The organism is Cobetia sp. (assembly GCF_983723665.1).
In genome coordinates this window covers 18,283-36,865 of the sequence record NZ_CFDJES010000001.1, presented here as the reverse complement: position 1 = coordinate 36,865, position 18,583 = coordinate 18,283, and the positions used below count along the sequence as shown (strand labels likewise).

The following is an 18,583-nucleotide window of genomic DNA, read 5'->3' as shown; positions in this document are numbered from 1 at the left end:
CGGCGGGTCTGATGCGTTATGGCGGGTGCATCGGATGGCGACGCGAGATGGGCAGGTGGTGGCATTCAAATTGAGCCGGAGCAGCCTTTCCGCTAGACTGGCGACCCATCCTGATCCGTTCCCCCGGATCTCTCCTACAGCTCACGTTTTCGGCAGGTTTCCATGACACGATTTATCTTCGTGACGGGCGGCGTTGTGTCCTCGCTTGGCAAGGGCATCGCATCCGCTTCGCTGGCGGCTATTCTCGAGGCCCGTGGCCTCAAGGTCACCATCCTCAAGCTGGATCCGTACATCAACGTCGATCCGGGCACCATGAGCCCGTTCCAGCACGGCGAAGTCTTTGTCACCGAAGATGGCGCGGAAACCGACCTCGACCTCGGTCACTACGAGCGTTTCATCCGCTCGCGCATGACCCAGGGCAACAACTTCACCACCGGTCGCGTCTACGAGCACGTGCTGCGCAAGGAGCGCCGCGGTGACTACCTCGGCGGAACGGTGCAGGTCATCCCGCACATCACCGACGAGATCAAGCGTCGCGTGATCGCCGGCGGTGAAGGCTATGACGTCGCACTGGTCGAGATCGGCGGTACCGTGGGTGACATCGAGTCGCTGCCGTTCCTGGAGTCCATCCGTCAGCTGCGTGCGCAGCTGGGTGGCGAGCGTGCACTCTTCATGCACCTGACGCTGGTGCCGTACATCAAGACGGCCGGCGAGACCAAGACCAAGCCGACCCAGCACAGCGTCAAGGAGCTGCGCTCCATCGGTATCCAGCCGGATATCCTGATCTGCCGCAGCGAAGTCGAGATCGAGGAAAGCGAGCGTCGCAAGATCTCGCTGTTCACCAACGTCGAAGAGCGTGCCGTCGTCTCCCTGCAGGATGCCGACACCATCTATCGCATTCCGTTGATGCTCCACGAAGCCGGCCTCGACGAGATCGTCTGCGACAAGTTCCGCCTGGAGGCCAAAGAGGCCGACATGTCCGAGTGGGTCGCGGTGCTCGACGCCAAGCTCAACCCGCTCAAGACCATCAACATCGCGATGGTCGGCAAGTACATGGAGCTGCTCGACGCCTACAAGTCGCTGAACGAGGCGCTGATCCACGCCGGTATCCAGGGGCGTGTGAAGGTCAACGTCGACTTCATCGACTCCGAGGAAATCGAGCGCAACGGCACCGACCGTCTGATCGGCAAGGACGCGGTGCTGGTACCGGGCGGCTTCGGCGAGCGTGGCGTGGAAGGCAAGATCGCCACTGCGCGCTTCGCGCGTGAGAACAAGGTGCCGTATCTGGGCATCTGCCTGGGCATGCAGGTTGCCGTCATCGAGTTCGCGCGTAACGTGGCAGGCTGGAGCGATGCCAACTCCACCGAGTTCACCCATGACACCCAGCACCCGGTGGTCGGTCTGATCACCGAGTGGCTGACGCCGGAAGGCAAGATCGAGACCCGCGACGCGGCGTCTGATCTGGGCGGCACTATGCGCCTCGGCGGCCAGGCCTGCAGCCTGCTCAACGGCTCCAAGGCGCATCAGGCCTATGGCAGCGACGAGATCGTCGAGCGTCACCGTCACCGCTATGAGGTCAACGACCAGTTCGTGCCGGCCCTTGAAGAAGCGGGCCTGATCTTCTCCGGTCGCAGCGTCGACAACTCTCTGGTCGAGATGGTCGAGCTGCCGGATCACCCGTGGTTCGTGGCATGTCAGTTCCACCCGGAATTCACCTCCACGCCGCGTGATGGCCATCCGCTGTTCACCGGCTTCGTGAATGCCGCGCTCAATCACAAGGCGGCGCGTACTCGCGGCGAGTGATAGGGTGTTGAGCGGGCGCCACCTCGGGTGGCGCCCGTAGGTCTTCTCCGCGGTGGTTGCATGTCTTGATGTTCGCCAGAGCATCATCAGGCAGACTGCCGATGGACAACGATTTGATGGACGGTGCAGAGATGAGCAACGAACAACGCATGATCGAATTTGCGGGTCTGCAAGTCGCCAACGATCGTCCGATGACGCTTTTCGGTGGCATGAACGTGCTCGAATCGCGGGAGCTGGCGCTGGAAGTCGCCGAGCAGTATGTCGAAGTGACGACACGCCTGGGCATGCCGTACGTCTTCAAGGCCAGCTTCGACAAGGCCAATCGCAGCTCCATGCACTCCTACCGTGGTCCCGGGATGGAGAAGGGGCTCGAGATTCTGGCCGAGATCAAGTCGCGCTTCGGTGTGCCGATCATCACGGACGTGCATGAGCCGCATCAGGCGGCAGCCGTGGCGGAAGTGGCCGATGTCATCCAGCTGCCGGCCTTCCTGGCGCGGCAGACGGACCTGGTCGTGGCCATGGCGCGCACCGGCGCCGTCATCAACGTCAAGAAGCCGCAGTTCCTCGCGCCGCACGAGATGCGCCATGTCGTCGCCAAGTGCGGTGAAGCGGGCAATGACCGGATTCTGCTGTGCGAGCGTGGCTCCAGCTTCGGTTACAACAACCTGGTGGTCGACATGCTCGGCATGGCCGAGATGAAGGATAGCGGCCTGCCGGTATTGTTCGATGTCACCCACTCGCTGCAGCGCCCGGGCGGGCGAGCCGATTCCGCTGGCGGCCGTCGTGAGCAGGTCTTCGATCTGGCACGCTCCGGTGTCGCATTGGGGCTGGCGGGTCTGTTCCTCGAAGCGCATCCGGACCCGGACAACGCCAAGTGTGACGGCCCCTGCGCCTTGCCGCTGGATCAGCTCGAACCCTTCCTGCGCCAGCTGCAATCGCTGGATGCACTGGTCAAGGGCTTCGCGCCGCTGGACATTCGTTGAGCAGGACTACTGGCCGTTCACCCCTGTGTGAGCGGCCTTTTTGCACTATGGGCAAGATGCCCGTCGTGGTGTTTCAATCCCCCGTGTAGAGGACGACACAAGATGGCCAATATCGTCGAAATCCGCGCCCTTGAGGTGCTCGATTCCCGTGGTAACCCGACCGTACAGGCCGAGGTCGTGCTGGAGGGTGGCCAACGCGCCAGTGCCTGCGCTCCTTCCGGTGCCTCCACCGGTTCGCGTGAAGCGCTGGAATTGCGTGATGGCGACAAGAGCCGTTATCTGGGCAAGGGCGTGCTGAAGGCAGTCGAAGCCGTCAATGGCGCGATCCGCGAGCGCCTCGTGGGCATGGATGCACTCGACCAGCGCGCGCTGGACGATGCCATGCTGGCGCTGGACGGTACCGAGAACAAGGAATCGCTGGGTGCCAACGCGATTCTTGCCGTCTCTCTGGCGGCTGCCAAGGCGGCAGCGCAGGCCAAGGGCATCGAGCTCTACGCTCACATCGCTGAGCTTTACGGCCAGCCAGGCCAGTACTCCATGCCGGTGCCGATGATGAACATCATCAACGGCGGTGAACATGCCGACAACAATGTCGACATCCAGGAGTTCATGGTCCAGCCGGTCGGCGCGCCGACCTTCCGTGAAGCACTGCGCACCGGCGCCGAGATCTTCCACGCGCTGAAGAAGGTGCTGCAGGGTCGCGAGCTGAGCACCTCCGTGGGTGATGAAGGTGGCTTTGCACCGAACCTGGCGTCCAACTCCGAAGCACTGGCCGTCATCAAGCAGGCCGTCAGCGATGCAGGCTACACCCTGGGCACCGATGTGACCCTGGCGCTGGATTGCGCGTCTTCCGAGTTCTACAAGGACGGTCAGTACAACCTGTCCGGCGAAGGCAAGAGCTTCGACGCACGTGGTTTCGTCGACTATCTGGCCGGCCTGGCCGCGGAATATCCGATCGTCTCCATCGAAGACGGCATGGATGAGTCCGACTGGGAAGGCTGGAAGATGCTGACCGACGAGTTGGGCGACAAGGTGCAGCTGGTCGGCGACGATCTGTTCGTCACCAATACGCGCATCCTGAGCCGTGGTATCGATGAAGGCATCGGCAACTCCATCCTGATCAAGTTCAACCAGATCGGCTCACTGTCCGAGACCCTGGATGCGATCAAGATGGCGCAGGCCGCCGGCTTCACCGCGGTCATCTCCCACCGCAGTGGCGAGACCGAAGACACCACCATCGCTGACCTCGCCGTCGGTACCTGTGCTGGCCAGATCAAGACCGGCTCTCTGTGCCGCTCTGACCGTGTCGCCAAGTACAACCGTCTGCTGGTGATCGAGCAGCAGCTGGGTGACGTGGCTTACAACGGCCTGAAAGAGATCAAGGGTCAGTAATCGCCTGTGATGTGAGGGCTCAGCGCCCAGCATCGCAGAGGTAACTTGCAACGGGGTCGTGCCTTCTGGCACGGCCCCGTTGTGCATTGCAGGCGATGATTGAGTGCGTTTGAGGGGGATGCAGGAAACAGGCCGCTTTCAGGCACTGATTTCGTGTAAGCCATCTCTTACAAATCCCGCAGGACAATCGAGACACTGGCTGCGAGTCGCCTGCGGACATGAACGTATGTTCTTCAATATCTATTTGATTTTATTGATGATATTTTCTTTGACGGCCTGTTCAGATATAGCGGGTTAAGCGGTTTGGCTAGTTGCCTCGCCGGCGAATGCTGCCCAGAATGGCTGCATGGACGTGAGGGTGCGGCGGGACACCGCAGTCTCGGCAGGATGCCAACGGGATGATCAGAAAAGACTTGATGGCGAGACAGGACGTTTCGCCCCGCTGAGCAGGACGCTCGGCGGAAAAGGACCTGACATGGACGTCGGTAGCAGAGAGCTGCATATCTTCGCTTGAAGGAGTCAGGCGAGAAATGCTAGGGAAGCAAGGATAGCGGGCATGACACCGGAGTGTGTCAGGATCAGGATGATCCGTCGGCGATGGGAAGCGCCACACAGGCAGGAAGCACGATAACGACACGGAGTGTCGAAGAGCCCCAGGCTCTGATATGCAGTCAGGAAGCTTGCCCTTCACAGGAAGTGACGGATGACGGGACATCATCCGCGTCAGGAATGATGGGGCAGAAAGCGGCAGCATCAAGTGGCAGGAAGCCACGACAAGGATGGTCGGACAAGGAATGTCGTGAGGCTGTCAGCTGCACAGGCAGGGAGCGGTACAGGCAGGACGCCGGGCAATGCATGGGCAGGACAGCAGGACAGGCAAATATCTGCACTAACGGGCATTGCGGTGGGACAGCTGCGCGAGCAGTGCTGCAATGCCCGCCACGCGTGACGGTGCGCCCCGAATGACAGGATGTCGTGAAGGGCAGGGACAGCACTCAGGAGTGCGATCCAGGATGGATCGACAGGGACACGCTTGGAGCGGGCGACCTTACGGGGTCGCCCTTTTTTATGCCCGGATGTCAGGGGGCTGAGCTCCTGACATGAGCTTGAGTCTCCGACTTCAGGCACCGACTTCAAGCATCAGAGACAGAAACGGCAGCGGCTCCCGAGGGAATCGCTGCCGTTTCTGTCGTGAGACCCGGGCTTGCCCGGTCAGGGCGGGCAAGCCGCTTGCCACGTGAGATGCGGGTTGCTTGAGGGGCTTACTGCTCCAGATACTCAAGCTTGCCATCGACACCATCCCACTTCTCGGCGTCTTCCATGGCGTCCTTCTTCTCGCTGATGTTCGGCCAGACTTCGGCCAGATCGGCATTCAGCTCGATGAATTCCTTCTGGTTCTCCGGCACTTCATCTTCGGAGAAGATGGCTTCGGCGGGGCATTCCGGCTCACACAGCGCGCAGTCAATGCACTCATCCGGGTTGATCACCAGGAAGTTCGGGCCTTCGTAGAAGCAATCCACCGGGCAGACTTCCACGCAGTCGGTGTATTTGCAGCGAATGCAGTTCTCGGTGACGATGAATGCCATGCAGGTCTCCTGACGCGGATTGGCGTCTCTCTCGTAGGTCGTGGTCCAGGCGCCCACCATGTGTCATCTCGGCGACATCATGGTCTTCAGGTTATAAGCGGCGCAGATGTTATAAGGCGTTATTCTAGTGGCGCTCTGCCGCCCCCGCAATCAGCAGGGGCGGATCGTTTTGGAATGGTGCTATGCCCGAAGGTTGCTGTCGAGCCTTGCCGCGCATTCTCGGGCCTTGCCACTCATTCTCGGGCCGGGCACGCCAACGCTGGCTCGGTGTGACGGCGCTCAGCGCTGACGGTGCCATTCGTAGATCAGCTCCAGCGCTCGCTTGGGGCTCAGATCATCCGGGTCTAGGCCATTGAGGGCCTCGACAACCGGATGCGGCGGTGCCGCGAACAGGTCATTCTGCTGCGGTACCGGCTGGCCCAGCGCATCCTCGCGCGCCACCTGCGGACGATCGACTTCCTGCTGCTCCAGGCTGGTCAGCTTCTCGCGCGCGCGCAGGATGACGCTCTGCGGCACCCCGGCCAGCTGGGCCACCTGCAGGCCATAGCTCTGGCTGGCAGGGCCTTCCTCGACACGGTGCATGAAGACGATGCCATCGCCGTGCTCAGCGGCCGTCAGGTGCACGTTGGCGACGGCATCGGCATGCTCGGGCAGCGCCGTCATCTCGAAGTAATGGGTCGCGAACAGGGTGAAGGCACGCGTGCGCGCCAGATGCTCGGCGCTGGCCCATGCCAGTGACAGGCCATCGAAGGTCGAGGTGCCGCGGCCGATTTCATCCATCAACACCAGGCTCTCATCAGTGGCGTTATGCAGGATGCTGGCGGTCTCGGTCATCTCGACCATGAAGGTCGAGCGGCCGCCGGCCAGGTCATCCGAGGAGCCGATGCGCGTGAAGATGCGGTCCAGCGGGCCGATGCAGGCGCGCGACGCCGGCACGAAGCTGCCGGTATGCGCGAGCAGAGCGATCAGTGCCGTCTGGCGCATGTAGGTGGATTTACCGCCCATGTTGGGGCCGGTGATCACCAGCATGCGCCGCGCATCATCGAAGCGCACATCGTTGGGAACGAAGGGATGATCGCTGACATGCTCGACCACCGGGTGGCGTCCGCCTTCGATATCGATGCCCGGGGTCTCGCTGAGTTCGGGGCGCACGAAATCGAGCGAGGCAGCGCGATCGGCGAAGGCGGTCAGCACATCCAGTGACGCCAGTGCGCGGGCCGTCTGCTGCAGGCCATCCAGTTCGGTATTCAGGTCATCCAGCAGGTGCTCGTACAGCAGCTTCTCGCGCGCCAGTGACTTGGACTTGGCAGACAGCGCCTTGTCCTCGAACTCCTTGAGCTCGGGGATGATGAAGCGCTCGGCATTCTTGAGGGTCTGGCGACGGATGTATTCCGGCGGGGCCTCGGCCGATTGCGAGCGCGGCAGCTCGATGAAGTAGCCATGCACGCGGTTGTAGCCGACCTTGAGGTTGCTCAGGCCGGTGCGCTCGCGCTCGCGGGTCTCGAGTGCGACCAGATACTGGCCGGCGTTCTCGGACAGGCCGCGATACTCGTCCAGCTCATCGTCGTAGCCATCGGCGATCACGCCACCATCGCGCAGCACCACCGGCGGATTCTCGACCAGCGCCTCGCTGAGCATCGCGGAAAGTGCCGGGAACAGGCGGATGGCATCGCGCAGGTCATCGATGGCGCTGCCTTTTTCGACGCTGGCGAGCACGGCGCGCAGCTCGGGCAGAGTGTTGAGGCCATCGCGCAGGCGTGCCATGTCACGGGGGCGTGCGCTGCGCAGCGCGACACGGGCGAGGATACGCTCCACATCGCCGATGCGCTTGAGCAGGCCTTGCAGCTCGAAGGGGTAGTCGCCATCCAGCAGACGTTGCACCGCCGCCTGACGCTGGCCGATCTGGAGCTGATCGCGCAGCGGGCGGTTGAGCCAGCGCTTGAGCAGGCGTGAACCCATCGCGGTCGCGGTGACGTCCAGCACGCTGGCCAGCGTGTTGTCGCTGGTGCCGCCCAGGTTGGTGTCGATCTCGAGGTTGCGACGGCTGGCGGCATCGATCACCACCGAGTCATCGCGGCTCTCGACGGCCAGCGCGGTCACGTGGGGCAGGCCGGTACGCTGGGTGTCGCGAGCGTAGTCGAGCAGGGCACCGGCTGCCGTGACGGCGCGCGTCAGGTGGCTGCAGCCGAAGCCGTTGAGGTCCTGGACGCCGAACTGATCGCACAGCAGGCGCAAGGCAGTCTCGTGATCGAAGTGCCAATCGCTCTGGCGGGTCAGGCCCGGGCGCGAGGCCAGGCTGGCGGGGAGGGTACGGCTTTCGCCGACCATGACTTCGGCAGGCGACAGACGCTGGATCTCGGCCAGCAGCTCGTCATCACCATTGACCTCGAGCACGCTGAAGCGACCGGAGGAGAGCTCGAGAGCGGCCAGGCCCCAGGTCTCGCCATCACGATGCAGCGCCACCAGCAGGTTGTCGCGGCTGGCATCCAGCAGCGCCTCATCATGCAGCGTTCCCGGGGTGACGATACGTACCACCTTGCGCTCGACAGGCCCCTTGCTGGTCGCCGGGTCACCGATCTGCTCACAGATGGCTACCGATTCGCCCATCTTGACCAGGCGTGCCAGATAGCCTTCGGCGCTGTGGTAGGGCACCCCTGCCATGGGGATCGGGGAACCGCCGGAGCTGCCGCGCGCCGTCAGCGTGATATCGAGCAGTTGTGCTGCGCGCTTGGCGTCCTCATGAAACAGTTCATAGAAGTCGCCCATGCGATAGAACAGCAGCACGCCGGGGTGCTCGCGTTTGATCTTCATGTACTGCGTCATCATCGGCGTCATCTGGGGCGCGCTGTTCTTGGCCATGGCCATGGACTTCCTTGACTGCACTGCAATGGGAAAAAGCACACATGCGAGAGCACGGCATGCGGGATGCGCGATATTCTACGGACTGGCGCGGCCGGCTCCAATGCCTGTGATGTCTCATGCTCGCTGCCCTTTTCACCCGATGACCTCCACAAGGAGAAAGTTCGTGAGCCGATTGACTGGTACGACCCCCGAGGCTGCGTGCGCGAATGCCCTGGCTGAGCAGTTGCAGGCGTTGGCAGTCGCGCGCGGCGTGCGCATCACCACCGCCGAGTCGTGCACCGGGGGCGGGGTGAGTGCGGCGATCACGGCGATTGCCGGTAGCTCCAGCTATTTCGATGCGGGCTACGTGACCTATTCCAATGCCACCAAGCAGCGCCTGCTGGGGGTCAGTGAGACATCGCTTGAAACATTCGGTGCCGTCTCAGAGGCGGTCGTGTGCGAGATGGTGCGGGGCGCCTGTCGCGAAAGTGGCGCTGAGCTGGGGGTGGCGATCAGCGGTGTGGCCGGCCCCGGCGGGGGAAGTGACGAGAAGCCCGTCGGCACCGTATGGCTGGCGTGGGGGAGCGAGGCGCGCCAGCAGGCACGCTGCTGTCACTTTCCCGGCGACCGGCAGGCCGTGCGCGACGCCGCGGTGCGGGAGGCATTGCAGGGCTTGATCGAGCGCGTGGAGGCCTTGCAGATCGGCACCGAAGACGCATGAGCCCGATGCAAGCCCCGCGTTGAGGGTGCTGCCTGAAAAAGCGCATCACCGGACTGGCAGAGTGACGCAACTTGCGGCATTATACTGTCCATGTATACAGGGTTTTGCCACGACACCTCAGCCGCTAGTCTGACGGTGTCTGCTCAGCTCTCAGTGATAGAATTCTCTATTCCAGGTGGCAGCCCGTGTGGCTCCGCCGTTCGACAGGAGGCCACATGGCAAAGGACGACAATCGTACCAAGGCGCTGAACGCGGCGCTGTCCCAGATCGAGCGCCAGTTCGGCAAGGGCGCCGTCATGCGCATGGGCGATGCCCCGCGTGTGGCCATCCCGTCGGTTTCCACCGGTTCTCTGGGGCTGGATATCGCACTCGGCATCGGCGGCCTGCCCTTCGGGCGCGTGGTCGAGATCTATGGCCCGGAATCCTCGGGCAAGACGACACTGACCCTCTCGGTCATCGCCCAGGCGCAGAAGCAGGGCAAGGTCTGTGCCTTCATCGATGCCGAGCACGCACTGGATCCGTCCTACGCCGAGAAGCTGGGCGTCAATCTGGACGAGATGCTGGTCTCCCAGCCGGACACCGGTGAGCAGGCGCTCGAGATCGTCGACATGCTGGTACGCTCCGGCGGCGTTGACGTCATCATCGTCGACTCCGTGGCGGCACTGACGCCGCGTGCCGAGATCGAAGGCGAGATGGGCGACTCCCACGTCGGCCTGCAGGCGCGTCTGATGTCCCAGGCGCTGCGCAAGGTGACCGGTCACATCAAGAACGCCAACTGCATGGTGGTGTTCATCAACCAGATCCGCATGAAGATCGGCGTGATGTTCGGTAGCCCCGAAACCACGACTGGCGGTAACGCACTGAAGTTCTACTCCAGTGTGCGTCTGGATATCCGTCGCACCGGTTCCGTGAAGTCCGGTGATGAAGTCACCGGTAACGAGACCCGCGTCAAGGTCGTCAAGAACAAGGTCGCGCCGCCGTTCCGTCAGGCCGAGTTCCAGATTCTCTACGGCAAGGGCATCTATCACGCCGGTGAGGTGATCGATCTGGGCGTGCAGTGTGGTCTGGTCGGCAAGTCAGGCGCCTGGTACAGCTATCAGGGCAGCAAGATCGGTCAGGGCAAGGCCAATTCCGCCCAGTACCTGGAAGACAATCCCGCCATCATGGAGGAGATTGAAACCCAGATCCGTGCCCAGTTGCTGGCAGCGCCGGAAGCCAAGGAAGAGCCGAAAGAGACCGCGGCCGCCGAGAGTGAAGACGACCTGGATATCGATCTCGACTGAGGTTCGTCCAGAAGAAAGAGCAAGAGCGCCAGCCGCCAGGCTGGCGTCATCGCACCGTGTCGTTTCCGACCCGGTGCGATGATCCCAAGGCGCCCGCCCCGATGACTCGGAGGCGGGCGCCTTGCGTTCACGTCCATCGATGTCCTTCTGCTCAACCCCGGGGAGCATGACCATGCACGATGACAGCGCTGAAATGGGTGGGCCTGAGTATCAACCGCTCGACTCAGGCGCGATGACGCCGCAACGGCGTGCGCGCAATGATGCCATCGCGCGTCTGGCGCGCCGCGAACATAGCCGCCGCGAGCTGCACGACTATCTCAAGGAGCGTGACTACCTGCGGGCGGTCAGCGATGACGAGTTGGCACAGCGGCAAGCCGCGGGCGAGGAGGGCGCACAGGCGGCCTTGAGTCGCGATGAGGTCGAGCTGCTGATCGAGGAGGTGCTGGAGCGCATGGCCGAGGAGGGCCTGCAATCCGATGAGCGCTTTGCCGCCAGCTTCCTGCGGACGCGAGTGCTGCGCGGGCAGGGGCCGAGGCGTATCCAGCAGGAGCTGCGCCAGCGTGGTATCGATAGCGAGACGCTCAATGCCGTGATGCGTGCCGCCAGTGACCCGACGCCGGATGCCTTCGGTCATGTCGAGGCGGTGGATTTCTTCGAACTGGCGCGCGATACGCTGGCCAGGCGCTTTACCGGCCCCGGCGAGGGACACAAGGAGCGCGCACGGCGCGAGCGATTTCTGCTCCAGCGTGGCTTCGACTATGAGCAGCTGCGCTATGCCATGGAGTCCGCCTGGAGTGATGAGGGGGAGGAAGGCTAGCTGGCGGGCGACTGTTTGGCTCTCATGACGCGCAAACCGGCGCTTCAGGACATTTCCCCCCCTTTAGCTTGCGCGAACAGGCGTTATACTAGGTCGTCTTGCGACGGCACGGGGCAGGCGCCTTCTTTCATGCTTTTCATTGCACCTCCATGCATACCCACATGGATGAATATGCAGAAACCATGCGGAAGTCATGCAGAAGACCCCCGGAGCGTCTTTACGCACATCGCTACGGAACCTCTATGAAAAGCGCAGAAATCAGAAACGCCTTCCTGACCTATTTCGAGAAGCAGGGCCATACCATCGTTCCCACCAGCTCCCTGGTGCCGAACAACGACCCGACCCTGCTGTTCACCAACGCCGGCATGGTGCCCTTCAAGGATGTCTTCCTGGGCCGTGATCCGCGTGGCTACAGCCGTGCGACCTCTGCGCAGCGCTGCGTGCGCGCCGGTGGCAAGCACAATGACCTGGACAACGTCGGCTATACCGCCCGTCACCACACCTTCTTCGAGATGCTGGGCAACTTCAGCTTCGGCGACTACTTCAAGCGCGAAGCCATCCAGTTTGCCTGGAAGTTTCTGACCGAAGAACTCGGCCTGCCGAAGGAGAAGCTGTGGGTCACCGTGCACGTCAGCGATGATGAAGCCCGTGACATCTGGTTCAACGAGGTCGGCATCGATCAGAACCGCTTCTCGCGTCTCGACGAGGACAACTTCTGGCAGATGGGCGACACCGGCCCGTGCGGCCCGTCCTCCGAGATCTTCTATGACCACGGCGAAGATGTCGCCGGTGGCCCGCCGGGCAGCCCGGACGAGGATGGCGATCGCTACATCGAGATCTGGAACCTGGTCTTCATGCAGTTCGACCGTGACGCCGAGGGCACGCTGCACCCGCTGCCCAAGCCGTCCATCGATACCGGCATGGGCCTGGAGCGTGTCGCGGCCGTGATGCAGGGCGTGCACTCCAACTACGAGATCGATCTGTTCCAGAATCTGCTGGCCGCCGCGGCCGAGATCATCGGTCACGACAACATCGCCACGCCGTCACTGCGCGTGGTGGCTGACCACATCCGCTCGTGTGCCTTCCTGATCGCCGATGGCGTGCTGCCCTCCAACGAAGGCCGTGGCTACGTGCTGCGTCGCATCATCCGTCGCGCCGTGCGTCACGGTCACAAGCTGGGGGCGCGTGGCAGCTTCTTCTACAAGCTGGTCGCGGCTCTCGACAGCGAGATGGGCGATGCCTATCCGGAACTGCGCGCCGCACGCGAGCAGATCGAACGTGTGCTGCTCAAGGAAGAAGAGCAGTTCGCGCGTACGCTGGAACATGGCATGAAGCTTCTGGAAGAAGCCATCGCTGACCTCGAGGGCAATACCCTCGACGGCGAGACCATCTTCAAGCTCTACGACACCTACGGCTTCCCGTATGACCTGACCGCCGACATCTGCCGCGAGCGCGAGCTGATCCTCGATGAGGCAGGTTTCCAGGCGGCCCTGGAAGCACAGCGTGATCGCGCCCGTGCCGCCAGCAACTTCGGCGGCGACTACTCCGCCAACCTGGTGCTGGAAGGCGAGACCGTCTTCACCGGTTACGACCAGCTGGAAGGGGAAGCCACCGTCACCTCGCTGTTCGACGCCGAAGGCAATGCCGTCGAGCAGCTCGAGGTGGACACCAAGGGCATCGTGGTGCTCGATACCACCCCGTTCTACGGCGAGTCAGGCGGCCAGGCCGGTGACACCGGTTATCTGCATCTGGATGGTGGCCGCTTCCAGGTCAGCGATACCCAGAAGCAGACCGGCCATCACCTGCACCACGGTGTGCTGATCGAAGGCGCTCTCAAGGTCGGTGACAAGGTGCGTCCGCAGGTCGATGCCGAGCTGCGCGCGGCTTCCGTGCGCAACCACTCCGCCACGCACCTGCTGCACGAAGCGCTGCGTCTGGTGCTGGGTGAGCACGTTCAGCAGAAGGGCTCGCTGGTCACGGCCGAGCGTCTGCGCTTCGACTTCAGCCACTTTGAGGCGATGACGGCCGAGCAGCTGTCCGAGGTCGAGCGCATCGTCAACGCGCAGATCCTGGCCAACGCCGAGACCACCATCGAGTTCATGAGTCTCGATGAGGCCAAGGCGCGCGGCGCAGCGGCACTCTTCGATGCCAAGTATGGTGAGGAAGTCCGCGTGCTGACCATCGGTCAGGATGCCTTCTCCATCGAGCTGTGCGGCGGGACTCACGTCAAGCGCAGCGGCGACATCGGCCAGATGCACATTCTCGCCGAGACCGGCATCGCGTCCGGCGTGCGTCGTATCGAGGCCATCACCGGTCGCGCCGCGCGTGACTTCCTGCTCGCGCAGGAAGCGACTCTGGCTCGCCTCGGTGAGCGTCTCAAGGCCAAGCCGGAGCAGGTCGAGGAGCGCGTCGGCAGCCTGCTGGAGCGCAACCGCGGCCTCGAGAAGGAGCTTGAACGCCTCAAGGCCAAGCTGGCGTCCGCTTCGGCCAGCGACATGCTCAGCGACATCGCCAATGTCCAGGGCATCAAGGTGCTGGCCAAGCAGGTCGAAGGCGTCTCCGGCAAGGAGCTGCGTGGCCTGATGGATGACCTCAAGTCCAAGCTCGGCTCCGGCATCCTGGTGCTCGGCGTCGCGGACGGTGACAAGGTCAGCCTGATCGCCGGTGTCACCGACGACCTGACCTCGCGCGTCAAGGCGGGTGACCTGGTGCGCCACGTGGCCGAGCAGGTCGGTGGCAAGGGTGGCGGTCGTGCTGACATGGCCCAGGCCGGTGGCAGTGACGCCGCCTCGCTTCCGGGCGCACTGGCCGGTGTGCCATCATGGGTAGACGCCCAGCTGGGCTGACAGTACAAGATGAAGGCCGGGCTCCTCTTGGGGAGACCCGGCCTCTTTTTGGGCTCACATGAGCTTCATGTGGGGACAACGCAAACGGACACGGATAACGGAAACGCACATGGCGCTATACGTTCAGAAGTTCGGAGGCACTTCGGTCGGCTCGGTGGAGCGGATCAAGGCCGTCGCCGAGAAGGTCAAGCGATTCCGCGATGAAGGCCATCAGATTGTCGTGGTCGTCTCTGCCATGAGTGGCGAGACCAACCGACTGATCGGTCTCGCCAGCGAGATCAATGATGACCCGACACCGCGCGAGATGGACATGCTGGTCTCCACTGGCGAGCAGGTCACCATTTCCCTGCTGGCCATGGCGCTGCAGAAGATCGGCGTCGACGCGACCTCCTACACAGGGGCGCAGGTGGGAATCCGCACCGATAGCGCGCACACCAAGGCGCGTATCCAGCACATCGATACCGATGACCTGCGTGAAGACCTCGACGATGGCAAGGTGGTCGTGGTGGCAGGCTTCCAGGGTGTCGATGAAGAGGGCAACATCACGACGCTGGGTCGTGGTGGCTCTGACACCACCGGTGTCGCCCTGGCTGCCGCACTGAAGGCGGATGAGTGCCAGATCTACACCGATGTCGATGGTGTCTATACCACTGACCCGCGCGTGTGCTCCAAGGCACGTCGTCTGGAAACGGTGACCGTCGAGGAAATGCTGGAAATGGCGAGCCTGGGCTCCAAGATCCTGCAGATCCGTTCGGTGGAATTCGCCGGCAAGTACAATGTTCCCCTGCGTGTGCTGTCTTCCTTCGAGGATGGCCCGGGTACCCTGATCGTCGCTGAGGAAGAAGACAACATGGAAGAACCGCTGATCTCCGGCATCGCCTTCAATGTCAACGAAGCCAAGCTGACTCTGCTCAACACGCCGGATATCCCGGGTGTCGCTTCCAAGATTCTGGGCCCGATCGCCGATTCCAACATCGAAATCGACATGATCGTCCAGAACGTCTCTCCGGACGGCAATACCACTGACTTCTCCTTCACCGTCGCCAAGACCGACTTCAAGGCGACCCAGCGCATCCTGACCGAGACGGTGATTCCGTCCGTCGGTGGTGGTGAGATGCGCGGTGATGACAACATCGCCAAGGTCTCGCTGGTCGGTGTCGGCATGCGTTCTCACGCCGGTGTCGCCTCCAAGATGTTCCGCGTACTGGCGGAAGAAGGCATCAATATCCGCATGGTCTCCACTTCAGAGATCAAGATTTCCGTCCTGATCGACGAGAAATTCATGGAGCTGGCGGTTCGCTCCCTGCACACCGCTTTCGGGCTGGATGCAGAAGCGATCAGCGACGAGACTGCCTGAGTCTCACCACGGAGCGTGCAGCAAGGAAGTCGTAAAGACACCGACAATCAATGACTTGGCCAAGTCGTGAAGCGTCGGTGCCCAGGCCGGGGATGTTGGTCTGGCAGACGTGCGGCACGTGAAGTCGATAGCGCCCGATGCATTTTCTGTCATTCTTCTGAATGTCAGTCTGTGCATCGGGCGCTTTCATTCAACGTGTCTATCGGGTGTGATGAAGGTATGGCATTGGCCGTCGGAGCATGCATAGCGCATAATTCGAGCTTCATGCATCAGGGTGGTCGACTTGTCCCGGTCGATCGCCGCCTCCACATCCCGTTGAAGTCCCAGCTGTTTTGAATTTCTGACAAGGAGATCAGTCATGCTCATCCTGACCCGTAGAGTGGGTGAAACTCTGATGATCGGAGACGACATCACTGTCACCGTTCTCGGAGTGAAAGGTAATCAGGTGCGTATCGGTGTGAACGCGCCCAAGGACGTTGCCGTCCATCGAGAAGAGATCTATCAGCGCATCCAGCGTGAGAAAGAAGACAATGGCGATGCCATCGCCTGACGGCATGCTGCGCCTGCACGTCGCACGACCCTGCACGACCCGATGAACGCCAGCCATTGTCCCCATGGCTGGCGTTCGCGTGTGTGGGCCTGGCGCAGGCGAGGGTGGCCCGCCTACTTCATGAACAACGGCGTACTTACTCCATGAGCAGCGGCTCATGCGGGGTGATGAGAGGGTAGCTTGTTCAAGTCTGTGTTCCGTAAGGGAAAAATTTGGCTTTTTTCTCAAAAAGGGGGAGACAAGCCGATTCTGGTTCGGTAATATGCCCGCTCCCTCGAACGAGACGCGACGACAGGCTAGCCATCGTCATGTTCTGGTTCATGCGGGGAGATTGCTTGGGGGCGCGCAGCCTCGAGCCTGTTGTCGAGTGGTGATGAGATGTTCAGCATCGAAGCCAAAAAATCGACACAGGGGCTGGACAAAGCCCAATCAAATGAGTAAGATATGCGCCGTACCTGATGAGGAGAGGTGGCCGAGTGGCTGAAGGCGCTCCCCTGCTAAGGGAGTATAGGGTTTATAGCCCTATCGAGGGTTCGAATCCCTCTCTCTCCGCCATTAGGTACAAATGCAGTAAGATGCGCCCTTAGCTCAGCTGGATAGAGTACCTGACTACGAATCAGGCGGTCGGAGGTTCGAATCCTCCAGGGCGCGCCACTGCAACGCAAGACATGAAGTTGGAAAGACGCAGTACTCGCACGATAAAGTCCTGAAGTCATTTGAAATGCTCAGGCCACAGATTTCAAGGTTTATGCGCCCTTAGCTCAGCTGGATAGAGTACCTGACTACGAATCAGGCGGTCGGAGGTTCGAATCCTCCAGGGCGCGCCAATTGAAAAACCCGCTTCACTGAAGCGGGTTTTTCTTCGTCTGAAGAAAAGTCAGGCAATGAAAGAAGCCAGGCTATGAGGCAAGATCAGTGCCGAGTGATCGCCGCCTGCACGGCCCCGATCCCCGCATTGCTGACGATCTGAGTGTTCTACCGCTTTCCTTGACTGTGATGTCACGCCTTCGGGCGGACGATCGCCAGGGCGCCCTTTTCGCGAGGGGCGCCCTTTTTTTGGTTCACTGATCGGGGCAGCGAACGGATCGGGTGTTGGTCGGTGCTGATGTTCAGGTTCAGGCTCAGGCCGGGGTGGTCGCGGCTTCCGTTTCCGATGCCTGGGGCGATCCCGATGTCTGAGTCGGTTCCGGCATGCGAGTCACCGACGTCAGAAGGCTTGGCGCCAGCTCCAGCGCAGTGCCGGCCACCAGGCCGGTGAAGAACTCGGCGCGCCCCTTGTGGCGCTTGATGGCCTGGAAACGGCTTTCGGCTTCCGCGTTGCCGCTCTGGCGCATCATGTTCATCCACTGCTTGAGCAGCGGCACCATCACCTTGTCGGGGAGGTGGGCGCAGCGCTCAGCATGGGAGAGCAGCACCTGCGCACGCTGCGTCCAGTCCGTCTCGGGCAGCAGCTCTCCGGTCGCCTGCCAATGCTTGATGCGCGCCGCCAGGAAGGGGTCAGCCAGGGCGGCACGCCCCAGCATGACATCGCGACAGCCGGACAGGGAGCGCGCCCGCCAGTAGCAGTGCATATCCCAGATATCGCCATTGGCGACCACCGGAATGGAGAGCTCGGAGGTGATCTTGCCGATCCATTCCCAGTGCGCAGGTGGGCGATAGCCTTCCTGTTTGGTTCGCCCATGCACCACCAGCTGGGTCGCACCGCCTGCCTCGGCTGCCTGAGCGCAGGCCAGCGCCAGGCGCCGATCATTGAAGCCGAGACGAATCTTGGCGGTGACCGGTACGCCCGTGCCCTCGAGTGCCTTGCGCACGCCTTCCACTGCGCGGAAGACGCGTTCCGGCGAGCGCAGCAGTGCCGCGCCACCATCATGTCGGTTGACGGTCTTGGCCGGGCAGCCGAAATTGATATCGACGCTTGGCGCACCCAGACGCGCAGCGACCCGGGCATTGATGCCCAGTGCCTCGGGGTCGGCCCCCAGCAGCTGCAGGGCGACCGGGGTCTCGTGTCGTGTCTGTGCCGTCTGTGTCGGGGAGGCGTCGAGCAGCTCCGGACAGATGCGCTTGAAGACGCGCGGCGGTAACTTGACGTGGGTCACGCGCACGAATTCCGTCACGCACCAGTCGTAGCCGCCAAGGCCGGTGAGACATTCGCGCGTGATGTCATCTATCACGCCTTCCATCGGCGCGATGCCGATGCGGCCGGCCCGCGCGAGGGCCTGTGGGGTCAACGATGGTGTCATTGCAATTGCCGTGGAATCAGGCACTTTAGAGCGACCAACAAGCATTGAATGCAGCTGCATGGGCATACCGACAGAGGCTATCGGCGGCGGAGCCTATCCGTCGTGCCGTGTCCGGCGTGACCGAAGACATTGGCGTTCAGCGCAGGCGCTGCGCCGTAGTGCGG

General features: G+C 62.3%; 12 protein-coding genes and 3 tRNA genes. 12 read left to right on the top strand and 3 right to left on the bottom strand.

Features of this window, described 5'->3' with window-relative positions; translation table 11 throughout:
* The first annotated feature begins 162 nt into the window (after window positions 1-162).
* The 3 genes from pyrG (at window position 163) to eno (ending at window position 4,178) form a co-directional block, all read left to right on the top strand.
* The gene (gene pyrG, locus AC4FAH_RS00155) at window positions 163-1,803 is read left to right on the top strand and encodes a CTP synthase (protein ID WP_043332948.1); all 1,641 of its coding nucleotides are present in this window, start codon (window positions 163-165) and stop codon (window positions 1,801-1,803) included.
* Between the two features lie 131 nt (window positions 1,804-1,934).
* Complete coding sequence (gene kdsA, locus AC4FAH_RS00150; protein WP_153636589.1) at window positions 1,935-2,786, top strand: 3-deoxy-8-phosphooctulonate synthase; 852 nt, start codon at window positions 1,935-1,937, stop codon at window positions 2,784-2,786.
* 102 nt (window positions 2,787-2,888) lie between these two features.
* On the top strand, window positions 2,889-4,178 hold the full coding sequence (gene eno / locus AC4FAH_RS00145) for a phosphopyruvate hydratase (protein ID WP_043332946.1): 1,290 nt from the start codon (window positions 2,889-2,891) through the stop codon (window positions 4,176-4,178).
* 1,262 nt (window positions 4,179-5,440) lie between these two features.
* On the opposite strand, the gene fdxA is transcribed toward eno, so the two are convergent.
* Together fdxA and mutS are read right to left on the bottom strand one after the other, a co-directional pair.
* Complete coding sequence (fdxA, locus tag AC4FAH_RS00140; RefSeq protein WP_043333067.1) at window positions 5,441-5,764, bottom strand: ferredoxin FdxA; 324 nt, start codon at window positions 5,762-5,764, stop codon at window positions 5,441-5,443.
* 279 nt (window positions 5,765-6,043) lie between these two features.
* Window positions 6,044-8,623: a DNA mismatch repair protein MutS gene (mutS, locus tag AC4FAH_RS00135; RefSeq protein WP_153636588.1), complete on the bottom strand. Its 2,580-nt coding sequence runs from the start codon at window positions 8,621-8,623 to the stop codon at window positions 6,044-6,046.
* Window positions 8,624-8,789: 166 nt separating this feature from the next.
* On the opposite strand from mutS, the gene AC4FAH_RS00130 reads away from it, so the two are divergent.
* From AC4FAH_RS00130 to AC4FAH_RS00090, 9 genes are all read left to right on the top strand, one after another.
* Window positions 8,790-9,326, top strand: coding sequence for a CinA family protein (locus AC4FAH_RS00130; protein WP_404813635.1), 537 nt, complete (start codon window positions 8,790-8,792; stop codon window positions 9,324-9,326).
* Between the two features lie 215 nt (window positions 9,327-9,541).
* Complete coding sequence (recA, locus tag AC4FAH_RS00125; RefSeq protein WP_043332943.1) at window positions 9,542-10,609, top strand: recombinase RecA; 1,068 nt, start codon at window positions 9,542-9,544, stop codon at window positions 10,607-10,609.
* Between the two features lie 172 nt (window positions 10,610-10,781).
* Complete coding sequence (locus AC4FAH_RS00120) at window positions 10,782-11,426, top strand: regulatory protein RecX (protein WP_463079452.1); 645 nt, start codon at window positions 10,782-10,784, stop codon at window positions 11,424-11,426.
* Between the two features lie 242 nt (window positions 11,427-11,668).
* On the top strand, window positions 11,669-14,272 hold the full coding sequence (gene alaS, locus AC4FAH_RS00115) for an alanine--tRNA ligase (RefSeq protein WP_153636586.1): 2,604 nt from the start codon (window positions 11,669-11,671) through the stop codon (window positions 14,270-14,272).
* A 109-nt stretch (window positions 14,273-14,381) separates the two neighbouring features.
* A complete protein-coding gene (locus tag AC4FAH_RS00110; RefSeq protein ID WP_043332939.1) occupies window positions 14,382-15,629 on the top strand; it encodes an aspartate kinase in 1,248 nt (415 codons plus the stop codon).
* A 358-nt stretch (window positions 15,630-15,987) separates the two neighbouring features.
* The gene (gene csrA / locus AC4FAH_RS00105; RefSeq protein WP_043332937.1) at window positions 15,988-16,179 is read left to right on the top strand and encodes a carbon storage regulator CsrA; all 192 of its coding nucleotides are present in this window, start codon (window positions 15,988-15,990) and stop codon (window positions 16,177-16,179) included.
* A 462-nt stretch (window positions 16,180-16,641) separates the two neighbouring features.
* Window positions 16,642-16,734: transfer RNA gene (locus tag AC4FAH_RS00100), tRNA-Ser, on the top strand.
* Window positions 16,735-16,756: 22 nt separating this feature from the next.
* Window positions 16,757-16,833: transfer RNA gene (locus AC4FAH_RS00095), tRNA-Arg, on the top strand.
* A gap of 96 nt (window positions 16,834-16,929) precedes the next feature.
* Window positions 16,930-17,006, top strand: a tRNA-Arg gene (locus tag AC4FAH_RS00090).
* A gap of 294 nt (window positions 17,007-17,300) precedes the next feature.
* Here AC4FAH_RS00090 and AC4FAH_RS00085 read toward each other — a convergent pair.
* Complete coding sequence (locus AC4FAH_RS00085; RefSeq protein WP_153636994.1) at window positions 17,301-18,359, bottom strand: tRNA dihydrouridine synthase; 1,059 nt, start codon at window positions 18,357-18,359, stop codon at window positions 17,301-17,303.
* Between the last annotated feature and the right edge of the window lie 224 nt (window positions 18,360-18,583).

What these genes read in the sequence shown, in the direction of transcription:
- mutS (WP_153636588.1), bottom strand. Translation starts at nt 8,623, where the DNA reads ATGGCCAAGAACAGCGCGCCCCAGATGACGCCGATGATGACGCAGTAC.
- AC4FAH_RS00085 (WP_153636994.1), bottom strand. Translation starts at nt 18,359, where the DNA reads ATGGAAGGCGTGATAGATGACATCACGCGCGAATGTCTCACCGGCCTT.
- csrA (WP_043332937.1), top strand. Translation starts at nt 15,988, where the DNA reads ATGCTCATCCTGACCCGTAGAGTGGGTGAAACTCTGATGATCGGAGAC.
- AC4FAH_RS00110 (WP_043332939.1), top strand. Translation starts at nt 14,382, where the DNA reads ATGGCGCTATACGTTCAGAAGTTCGGAGGCACTTCGGTCGGCTCGGTG.
- recA (WP_043332943.1), top strand. Translation starts at nt 9,542, where the DNA reads ATGGCAAAGGACGACAATCGTACCAAGGCGCTGAACGCGGCGCTGTCC.
- AC4FAH_RS00120 (WP_463079452.1), top strand. Translation starts at nt 10,782, where the DNA reads ATGCACGATGACAGCGCTGAAATGGGTGGGCCTGAGTATCAACCGCTC.
- fdxA (WP_043333067.1), bottom strand. Translation starts at nt 5,764, where the DNA reads ATGGCATTCATCGTCACCGAGAACTGCATTCGCTGCAAATACACCGAC.
- eno (WP_043332946.1), top strand. Translation starts at nt 2,889, where the DNA reads ATGGCCAATATCGTCGAAATCCGCGCCCTTGAGGTGCTCGATTCCCGT.
- kdsA (WP_153636589.1), top strand. Translation starts at nt 1,935, where the DNA reads ATGAGCAACGAACAACGCATGATCGAATTTGCGGGTCTGCAAGTCGCC.
- pyrG (WP_043332948.1), top strand. Translation starts at nt 163, where the DNA reads ATGACACGATTTATCTTCGTGACGGGCGGCGTTGTGTCCTCGCTTGGC.
- alaS (WP_153636586.1), top strand. Translation starts at nt 11,669, where the DNA reads ATGAAAAGCGCAGAAATCAGAAACGCCTTCCTGACCTATTTCGAGAAG.